This window comes from Streptomyces sp. NPDC006265 (assembly GCF_040613555.1).
Classification (GTDB): Bacteria; Actinomycetota; Actinomycetes; order Streptomycetales; family Streptomycetaceae; genus Streptomyces.
This window is the reverse complement of the sequence record NZ_JBEXSH010000337.1, coordinates 1-8,689: the sequence shown is the minus strand read 5'-3', so window position 1 is coordinate 8,689 and position 8,689 is coordinate 1. Positions and strand designations below refer to the sequence as shown.

Here is an 8,689-nt window from a genome sequence, read left to right as displayed (position 1 = left end):
AGGTCCAGCCGCTCCGGTTCGATCCCGGCTCGGATGTACATCCGGCGGCTGGTCGCGGACAGCACCACGACACGGTCCGCGCGGCGCAGCAGTGGATGGGCGGCGGCTCCGCGGCGCCCGGCCCACGCCAGTGGCGCGGTGGCCACGGACGAGTTGCGGTAGCAGCCGTTCCGCAGCCCGGCCCAGCGGTCGCCGTCGGGGCACCGGGTGCACATCGCGCCGTTCCGGTACAGCGTGGCGGCGGCGCACAACGGCCGGTAGTTGTGCACCGTGGCGACGATGGGGCCGTGCCAGCGCCGCAGCCAGGAGCTGCCGAAGTTGGGGAAGAGGTTGTGCACATGGACCACGTCCGGGCGCAGCCTCCGCAGGTCGGCCAGGGGGGACCGGCCTCGTCCGCTGCTCACGGTGACGGCGGCACGTAACGGGTAGAAGGGGGAGCTGCCGAGTTCGTCGGTGTGCGCGGCCACGAGATGTGCCTCGTGCCCCGCTCCGGCGAGGGCCGCCAGCTGATCGGTCACGGTCTGGTTCTCGCCGCTGGGAGTGGCTGAACTGTAGAAGCTGTGCACCACGGCGATACGCAAGGACGACGGCGGCAAAGCCGTACCGGGAGCCATCAGCCGTGAGTGAGGGTGTAGTTGCGGGCCTCCGCGTGGCGCACCACGTAACCGGCGTCCTCCAGCCGGCGGAGCCGTCGGCGCAGGGACCAGGGGCCTTGCGGGGTGTCGAATTCGATACAGAGCACTCGTGGCAGTGTGCCCTCGGCGAGAATCCGGTCCAGCACTGGTCCTTCGGCTCCTTCGATGTCCATCTTCAGCAGGTCGACCCGCTGGTGTCCCAGCATCTTCATGAAGGTGGTCAATGTGTGGCATTGGGCGTCGAACCCGGGCCCCTGACCGCGGACCTCGGTCGCGGAGTGGGACACGTGCGCGGGATCGGCGGGTGGATGGAAATGCAGCACCGAGTCTTCCTTCCACATCCCGAAGGGGAGGAAGTGCCATCGCGGTTCGGTGACTCCTCGGGCGAACGCGACCGAGCGGGGGGTGGGGTCCATGGCCCAGACCTCACAGCCGAAGCGCCGTAGGAGGGCGAGGTCGAAACTGACGTCCTCGCCCGCGCCTGCCGCGTAGACGACGGAATCCTCGCTGATCAGTTCGGTGGGGACCCACCACCCTCCGTAGTCGCTGCCGAACCGCTCCAGACCGCGAACCGGGCGGATACGGGTCAGCCACGGCACTGCGACTTCCGCGGTCTTCAGCTTGATCCGCCGGGTGAGGTGTTTCGCCGCCATACGCGTCACACGCGTTCCGTGGCGACGAGGCCGAAGGTCGTCGGCGGGAAGAGGCGCTCTCCGACGGCCTGAAGCAACCCCGACTGGGTGGACCAGTAACGCCGGACCTCCACCGTCGCGAAGTGGGGGGCCAGCAGGTCACGCAAGGCGTCCTCGTCGACGCCGTCGCGGACGACGTGGTACTCGACCATGTCGGCCTCATTGGTGTCGTCGTAGACGCCGCGTACGCGGCGCAGGCGGGTGGCGAGCCCGCGCCGGAGCTCGCCCTGACCGAGGCGCCAGAGGAAGTACGCGTTCCGGTCCAGGCTCATCGACACCCTGGACCGGCGGGGGTACCACAGGGGGTCCTGGGCGCTGAGGAACGCGCCACCGGGAACGATGCTCTCGATGAGCTGCTTGACGGTGCCGAGGTAGTCCGGGATGTGGTGCAGCACGGAGACGCACACCACGGCGTCGAGCGGCCCGGCCTGGCAGGCCGCGGTGCCGTCCTCGTCGTGGATCACGGTGACATGAGGATTGCGCTGGAAGCGGCTCCGGAGGAAACGGACGCTCGGCTCGCTCATCTCCGTCACCATGACCTGCGCGCCCGCCGCCACCAGGTGATCGGTGAAGGTGCCGTGTCCGGCTCCCAGTTCGAGCACCCGGCACTGACCGTTCCGGTCGGTGACCTGTTGGACCAGCGTGTGCAGGTCTGCGATCAGCCGGTCGCGAATCGTGTGGTGGCGAATGTGGGGGGAGCCTGCCGCGTAGTCGTGCCCGACTCCGTGCTCGCGCTCCTGCAACTCTCCCATCGAGGGTGTGACCGGTGGGATCGTCATGGCCGCCCCTCAGGGATCCGGGCCGGGATGTCCCGGCGGTGGCGGACGAGCCGGCCCGATTTCAGGTGATCGGATGCTCGGACCACCCCACCGCTGCCCGTTCGCACCGGGCGGGACGCCTGGCGCACCACCCCGTGGACGAAGCGCGCGTTGCCGAACAGGTACCGGCGCCACAGACGGCGTGGTTCACAGCCGAACCGGAACAGCCATTCCAGCCCGTTGTGCCGCATCCAGTGCGGTGCCTGTGGCTTGTTGCCGGCGACGAAGTCGAAGGCCGCGCCCACGGCCACCGCCACCACGGGCAGGGCGTCGCACAGTTCGGCGGCCCAGCGGTCCTGCTTCGGCGTGCCGAGTCCGACCCAGACGATGTCCGCCGCGGCGGAACGGATCTGCTCCACGTGCCGGAGCCGTTCGTGGGCGTGCAGGGGCCGGAAGGGCGGGGAGCAGGTTCCCACGATCCGCGCTCCGGGATAGCGCCGCCGCAGCTCCCGCTGGAGTGCGTCGAGCACCTGGGGCGTGGAACCGAGAAGGTAGTGGTTCACTTCCGTGTGCTGAGTCAGGGCGAAGACGTCCGTGAGGAGGTCGGGACCGTACACACGTGTGCTCGGCAGCACGGCGGTGGGGTGGAGAAGTCGGTTGGCCCACACGACCGGCTGCCCGTCGGGCAGGTTCAGGGCGGCCGAGCGGAGGATGTCGCGCAGCTCGGGGTCCCGGTCGGCAAGGGCGAGCGTGTAGGCGTTGGACAGGTGTACGTCACTGCCGCGCCGGCTGCCGGATGTGCCGGGTTCGTCGGTGAGCCCCTGCCGTGCCTCGCGCATCAGGCCGGCCAGGTGCACGACATGGCGGGCCGCACTGTCGCGGGTGTGCGCGGTGATGGGCACGCCGAGGCATTCGACCACGGGAGCGGTCACCGGCCTCGTCCCGCTGCTCGGAGGGGCACTCATGAGGCGGCGGCGGAGCTCGGCGTGGATCCGGCGGGCCGCGGGCCGCTCCCGGCGCACTCCCCGACGGACAGACGGTGGCGGAAGTACGTGACGGTGTCGCACAGGCCGCGTTCCACGGGAGTCGTGGGTTCCCAGTTCAGCAGCTCGCGGGCCAGGGCGATGTCCGGACGCCGCCGCCCGGGGTCGTCCTGGGGACGGGGGATGAGCGTGATCTCGGAGCGGGACCGGGTGAGCTTGCCGATCCACTGCGCCAGCTCCAGCATGGAGACCTCGTGGGGATTGCCCAGGTTGACGGGTCCGCAGTGGTCGCAGGCAAGCATGCGCAGCAGGCCTTCGACCACATCGTCGACGTAGCACAGGGACCTGGTCTGGTTGCCGTCGCCGGTGACCGTGATCGGCTCTCCGCTCAGCGCCTGGCGGATGAAGGTGGGGATCGCCCGCCCGTCGTCCGGGCGCATCCGCGGCCCGAAGGTGTTGAAGATGCGCACGATCTTGGCGTCCACACCGCGGCTCCTGCGGTACGCCATCGTCAGTGCCTCACCGAAGCGCTTCGCCTCGTCGTACACCGAACGTGGGCCTACCGGGTTCACATGTCCCCAGTAGCTCTCCGGCTGCGGATGGACCAGCGGGTCGCCGTACGACTCGGAGGTGGAGGCCAGCAGGAAGCGGGCGCCCTTGGCGGCGGCCAGATCCAGGGCGTGCCAGGTGCCGGCCGAGCCCACCCGGAGCGTCTCCAGGGGCAGTTTCAGATAGTCCGCGGGCGACGCCGGTGATGCCATGTGAAGCACGGCGTCCACCGGCCCCGGCTCGTCCAGGCCCTGGGTGATGTCCCGGTGACGAAACTGGAAGCGCCGGTCGCCCGTGAGGTGCTCGATGTTCTCGGGGCCTGACGTCAGGAAGTTGTCCACGCAGACGACTTCGTGGTCCGCCTGAAGCAATCGTTCACACACATGGGAGCCGAGAAACCCGGCCCCACCCGTCACTACCGCACGCATGCAGGTCCTCTCGGCCGCTCCGCCCAGGCTGGTCGCGAGGGCGAGCTTCGGTGTCATTGCCGAAGCATGGATCAATGTCGTGTTTCTATTTCTTAGTCAGGAATAGTCCGATTGAGATGTTCTACGGGCCAAATGCCCCTGAACAAGGACACCTTTCACCCGTTCCGCCGCAGAAGACGAAGGGATGAGCGATGCCGGTATCCGCTGCGAAGACGGCTCCTGACCGGCCGGCTCCCTGGGGGCGCGCGCACGGGGGAGTGCGGGCCGCCAAGCGGTTCATCGACTGCGCGGGGGCCGCCGTCCTGCTCCTGTTCGTGGCGCCGGTGCTGATCGCCGCCGCCGTCGCGGTGAAGCTCGACAGTCCCGGCCCGCTGCTGTTCCGTCAGCGCCGCACCGGCTGGCGGGGCAAAGACTTCCACGTCCTGAAGTTGAGGACCATGCACGTCGGTTCGGAGCGGTTGCGCGTCGCCATGGAGGAGTCCAACGAGGCCGACGGGCACCTCTTCAAGATCCGCGAGGACCCGCGGGTGACCAGGGCCGGGCGCTGGTTGCGACGTTACTCCCTGGACGAGCTGCCGCAGCTGGTCAATGTGCTGCGGGGGCAGATGTCCCTGGTCGGCCCCCGTCCGCTCCCGGTCGTGGACTCGGCGTTCACCGGGGAGGCCCGGCGCCGCCTGCTGGTCCGCCCCGGGATCACCGGACTGTGGCAGGTGAGCGGACGGTCCGACCTCGCCTGGGAGGACGCCCTGCGTCTGGATCTCGAGTACGTCGACACCTGGTCGATCAGGCTGGACCTGGAGATCCTCTGCCGGACCATCCCCGCCGTGCTGCGCGGTGACGGCGCCTACTGAGCCGGCTCCAGCGCGACGCGCGGAGGGTTCACCTCCACACCCGGCGCCCCACAGGGCGTTGCGGAGAGCCCGTGGCCCCAGCGAACGAGATCAGCCAGGGAGTGACATCAGATGTCCGAGACTCGCCGTGACGCGTCGCGGGGGCAGCAACCCTCGTCCGGTGCGGAGCGGCCCCGATGGAATCCGCGCCGGTGCACGGAGTGGGTCCTGCCCGCCGTCATCGTCCGCCGGCTGCGCGACCGTCGCGTCAGGGTGCCGCTGTACGCCGCGGCCGGACTGGTCCTGGCCGGTGCCGCCTGGATCGCCGTCACCGGAGTACTCGCCCGAAATGAGCTGCTGGCCGCCCAGGGAAGCCTGGAGACGCTGCGGCGGCACCTCGCACAGCCGGCAGCGGCCCCGGCCGCCGCTGCCGGCCCGCCTGCGGCGCTGTCCGCAACAGTGCAGAACGCGGTGCGCGACGCCACCGGCCACACCGCCCGGGCGCATCGGCTCACCACCGGCCCCGCCTGGTTCCCGGCGGCGCACCTGCCCGTTCTCGGCGGCCCCCTCCGCACCGTGCGCGGTATCGCGGAGGCCTCCGACCGGCTGACCCACGACGTGCTCCCTCCCCTGGCGCGCACCGTCGCGGAACTCGATTCCACCGGGACGGACGACGGCCGGCACCTGAACCTGTCCGCGCTGCGCCGTGTGGCTCCCCTTCTCGAACAGGCCTCGCGCAGCGCATCGAGGGTGCGTGCCGACGTCGACGGCCTCCCGCACGGCACCTGGCTGCCGGCCACCGACCGGGCGCGCACCGAATTCGCCCGGCAGCTCGACCGGATCACCCCTCTCGCCCACGATGCCGCCGCGGCGGCCCGGTTGATGCCCTCGATGCTCGGAGCCGACGGGCCGCGACGGTATCTGGCGGTGTTCGAGAACACCGCCGAGGCTCGTGGAACGGGTGGGCTGCCCGGAGCCTTCGCGGTGCTCAGGGCGGAGCGGGGCCGGCTGAGCTTCGAGCACTTCGGCAACGACACCGAGCTGACCGAGGCCTCCACGGACGTCGACCTGGGAGCGGAGTTCAACGGCCTCTACGGCCCCAGCGAACCGACCCGGACCTGGGTCAACTCCAACATGAGCCCGCACTTCCCGTACGCGGCGCGGATCTGGGCCGCGGCGTGGCAGCGGCACAGCGGCCAGCGGGTGGACGGCGCCTTCGGCCTGGACCCCGGTGCGGTCTCCGGGCTCCTCACCGCCTCCGGCCCTGCCCGGCTGCCCGACGGGAGCGCCGTCACCGCCCACAACGTCGTGGATCTCAGCGAGCGCGCCAGCTACGCGCTCCACCCGGACTTCAAGCGGCGCAAGGCGTACTTCCTCGATGTGGCGCGCACGGTGGCCATCCGGCTGCTCGGCGCGTCGACGGACCCCACGCGCCGGACCGCACTCTTCTCGGCACTGCACCGGCAGTTGGAAGACGGGCGGATCAAGGTGTGGAGTGGGCACGCGGCGGAGCAGCGCGAGCTCCTGGCGCGGTCGTTCGGCGGAGCCCTGCCCGGAGGATCCGCTCCACTGGCCGGACTGGTCGTCAACAACGCGGCAGGCACGAAGCTCGACTACTACCTCGACCGTCGGCTCACCTGGGCACCGGGCCGGTGCGTCGACGGCCGGCGCGAGGTCACCGTGACCGCGCGCCTTGCCAACGGGGCTCCTGTCTCGGGACTGCCGCCGTACGTCGTCCAGCGAGTGGACGACCCGCCCTACGACACCCGGCCGGGTGACAACCGCCTCCTGGTGTCCTATTACGCCAGCGCCGGCGCCACCCTGGACGGTGCCACCCTGGACGGGCGCTCCGTTCAGCTCAGCCACGGCACCGAGCGGGGCCACCCGGTCTTCACCCTCGACGTGGAGCTGCCCGCGGGCGCCGCACGCACCCTCGTACTCCACTTGTTGGAGCGTCCCGCGGACCGGCCTGCCTTCGTACTGCGTCAGCCCCTGGTGCACCCCCTGCGGGCCAGAGCGCTGCCGGGCGGTCCGTGCACCGGCTGATCCGCCTGCTCAGCGGTACGGGATCCGGTTCCGGGTCGCCAGGGCCAGAACGCACGCCTCGCCGACGCCGAAGGCGGCTCCGGCCGACTCGGCGATATATGTCACGTTTTGACCGTGTATCGCAGATACGATCACCAAGCTCTCGAATACCAATGTTGGCGCCGTTTTGCACACCTGGGGTGGATACCTTGGATCTGTCCGACTACCTTCGGTTCCTGGTCAGGCGCTGGCGCATCATCGCGGCGCTGGGCCTGCTGGGAACAGCCGTCGGCGTGTTCGTCACCCACACCACCACACCGCAGTACCAGGCCACCTCGACCCTCTTCGTGTCGCTCCAGGACTGGGACGACACGGTCAAGCTCAATCAGGGCAACAGCTTCGCCCAGGCTCGCGTCCGCTCCTACGCGGAAGTGGTCAGCAGCCCTTACGTGACCGAACCGGTTGCCGAGTTTCTGCGCCTGGACATGACGCCCTCACAGCTGGCCCGGAAGATCACCACAGAGGTGCCTCTCGAAACGGTACTTCTCAAGATCACCGTCACCGACACCAAACCGGTCCGGGCGGCCCGGATCAGCAACGCGGTCGCCCACCGCTTCGCCGAGGTCATCGCCAAGATCGAACGACCGGAGGGCGCCCGGCTCTCGCCCGTCCGGCTGAGCATCACCGAGCACGCCACCACGCCCAAGACGCCGACCTCCCCGAGCCTGGTGCTCAACCTCGCACTCGGGCTCGTGGCCGGCCTGGGGCTCGGTACCGGCCTGGCGGTCGCGCGGGAGTCGCTGGACACCTCGGTGCGCAGCCGCAACGACCTCGCCCGGTGTCTCGCCGACACCGGCGGACCGGCCGTACTCGGCAGTATCGTCCTCGACCAGAGTGCCTCCCGGCACGCGGTGGCGGCGGACAACGACGCGTTCGGCCGGCGGGCGGAGGACTTCAGACGGCTGCGCACCAACCTCCGGTTCGTCGACATCGACGCTCCGCCCAAGGTCATCGCGGTCACCAGCGCGGTGCCTGCCGAGGGGAAGACGAGCATCTCGATCAACCTGGCGTCCTCCCTGGCCGAGTTCGGTTCCTCGGTCTGCCTGGTCGACGCCGACCTGCGGCGCCCCAGCGTGGCCTCCGCTCTCGGCCTGGTACAGGACGCCGGACTGACCACCGTGATGATCGGCCAGGCGGACGCCGAGGACGTGATGCAGTCGGCGGGCGCATTCTCGGTGCTGGCCAGCGGGGTGCTGCCGCCGAACCCCGCGGAGATGCTTGGCTCGGAGCAGTTCCGCACCGTGGTGCGCTCGCTCGCCGGCAGGTTCGACCATGTGGTGATCGACACCGCGCCGGTCCTCCCGGTCGCGGACACACCGGCGATGGCCTCGGCGGTCGACGGCTACCTGCTGGCCGCCCGGTACGCGAAGAGCTCCCGGGGCCAGGTCACCGACGCCGTGCGCGCCCTGCAAGACATCGGTGCCACTGTGCTCGGCAGCGTCCTCAACATGGTGCCCGCCAAGCGCGACAGCGAGCAGTACGGCTACGGCTACCGTCCCAAGACCTCGGGACGCCGGGAGCGGCTCCGGCTCCTGGCCCGGCTCATGCTCCGGCCACGGCTGCGCCGCCGCGGCAGGCCGGCGACGATCGGCGCCTTCCCCGCGCCGGCCGCACCGACGGGAAAGGACACCACGCCGGTGGCCTCGTACGGGCGCCGGTCAGGTGTCCGAGGCGGAGGCCGAGCTGCGGGCCCAGCAGGCCGAGCGGGAGCGCATCGAGCAGCGCAAGG

At 70.4% G+C, this 8,689-nt stretch carries 8 protein-coding genes; 3 read left to right on the top strand and 5 right to left on the bottom strand.

Annotation, left to right across the window (positions count from 1 at the left end; genetic code table 11):
* The 5 genes from ABZ281_RS25305 to ABZ281_RS25285 form a co-directional block, all read right to left on the bottom strand.
* Positions 1 to 518: glycosyltransferase family 4 protein (locus ABZ281_RS25305; protein WP_356658959.1), on the bottom strand; the 518-nt coding region annotated here is incomplete at its 3' end.
* Positions 519 to 613: 95 nt separating this feature from the next.
* On the bottom strand, positions 614 to 1,288 hold the full coding sequence (locus ABZ281_RS25300; RefSeq protein ID WP_356658957.1) for an FkbM family methyltransferase: 675 nt from the start codon (positions 1,286 to 1,288) through the stop codon (positions 614 to 616).
* 5 nt (positions 1,289 to 1,293) lie between these two features.
* Positions 1,294 to 2,106, bottom strand: a complete 813-nt coding sequence (locus ABZ281_RS25295) for a methyltransferase domain-containing protein (protein WP_356658955.1) — start codon at positions 2,104 to 2,106, stop codon at positions 1,294 to 1,296.
* Positions 2,103 to 3,017, bottom strand: a complete 915-nt coding sequence (locus ABZ281_RS25290) for a WecB/TagA/CpsF family glycosyltransferase (RefSeq protein WP_356658953.1) — start codon at positions 3,015 to 3,017, stop codon at positions 2,103 to 2,105. Before ABZ281_RS25290 ends, ABZ281_RS25295 begins: the two co-directional genes overlap by 4 nt.
* 29 nt (positions 3,018 to 3,046) lie before the next feature.
* Positions 3,047 to 4,045, bottom strand: coding sequence for a UDP-glucuronic acid decarboxylase family protein (locus tag ABZ281_RS25285; protein WP_356658961.1), 999 nt, complete (start codon positions 4,043 to 4,045; stop codon positions 3,047 to 3,049).
* A gap of 191 nt (positions 4,046 to 4,236) precedes the next feature.
* On the opposite strand from ABZ281_RS25285, the gene ABZ281_RS25280 reads away from it, so the two are divergent.
* From ABZ281_RS25280 to ABZ281_RS25270, 3 genes are all read left to right on the top strand, one after another.
* Entirely contained in the window at positions 4,237 to 4,896 is a 660-nt protein-coding gene (locus ABZ281_RS25280; protein WP_356658951.1) for a sugar transferase, read from the top strand.
* 111 nt (positions 4,897 to 5,007) lie between these two features.
* A complete protein-coding gene (locus ABZ281_RS25275) occupies positions 5,008 to 6,921 on the top strand; it encodes a DUF4012 domain-containing protein (RefSeq protein ID WP_356658949.1) in 1,914 nt (637 codons plus the stop codon).
* A gap of 188 nt (positions 6,922 to 7,109) precedes the next feature.
* The coding region (locus ABZ281_RS25270; RefSeq protein WP_356658947.1) for a polysaccharide biosynthesis tyrosine autokinase at positions 7,110 to 8,689 on the top strand (1,580 nt) is incomplete at its 3' end.

What these genes read in the sequence shown, in the direction of transcription:
- ABZ281_RS25295 (WP_356658955.1), bottom strand. Translation starts at nt 2,106, where the DNA reads ATGACGATCCCACCGGTCACACCCTCGATGGGAGAGTTGCAGGAGCGC.
- ABZ281_RS25300 (WP_356658957.1), bottom strand. Translation starts at nt 1,288, where the DNA reads ATGGCGGCGAAACACCTCACCCGGCGGATCAAGCTGAAGACCGCGGAA.
- ABZ281_RS25280 (WP_356658951.1), top strand. Translation starts at nt 4,237, where the DNA reads ATGCCGGTATCCGCTGCGAAGACGGCTCCTGACCGGCCGGCTCCCTGG.
- ABZ281_RS25285 (WP_356658961.1), bottom strand. Translation starts at nt 4,045, where the DNA reads ATGCGTGCGGTAGTGACGGGTGGGGCCGGGTTTCTCGGCTCCCATGTG.
- ABZ281_RS25275 (WP_356658949.1), top strand. Translation starts at nt 5,008, where the DNA reads ATGTCCGAGACTCGCCGTGACGCGTCGCGGGGGCAGCAACCCTCGTCC.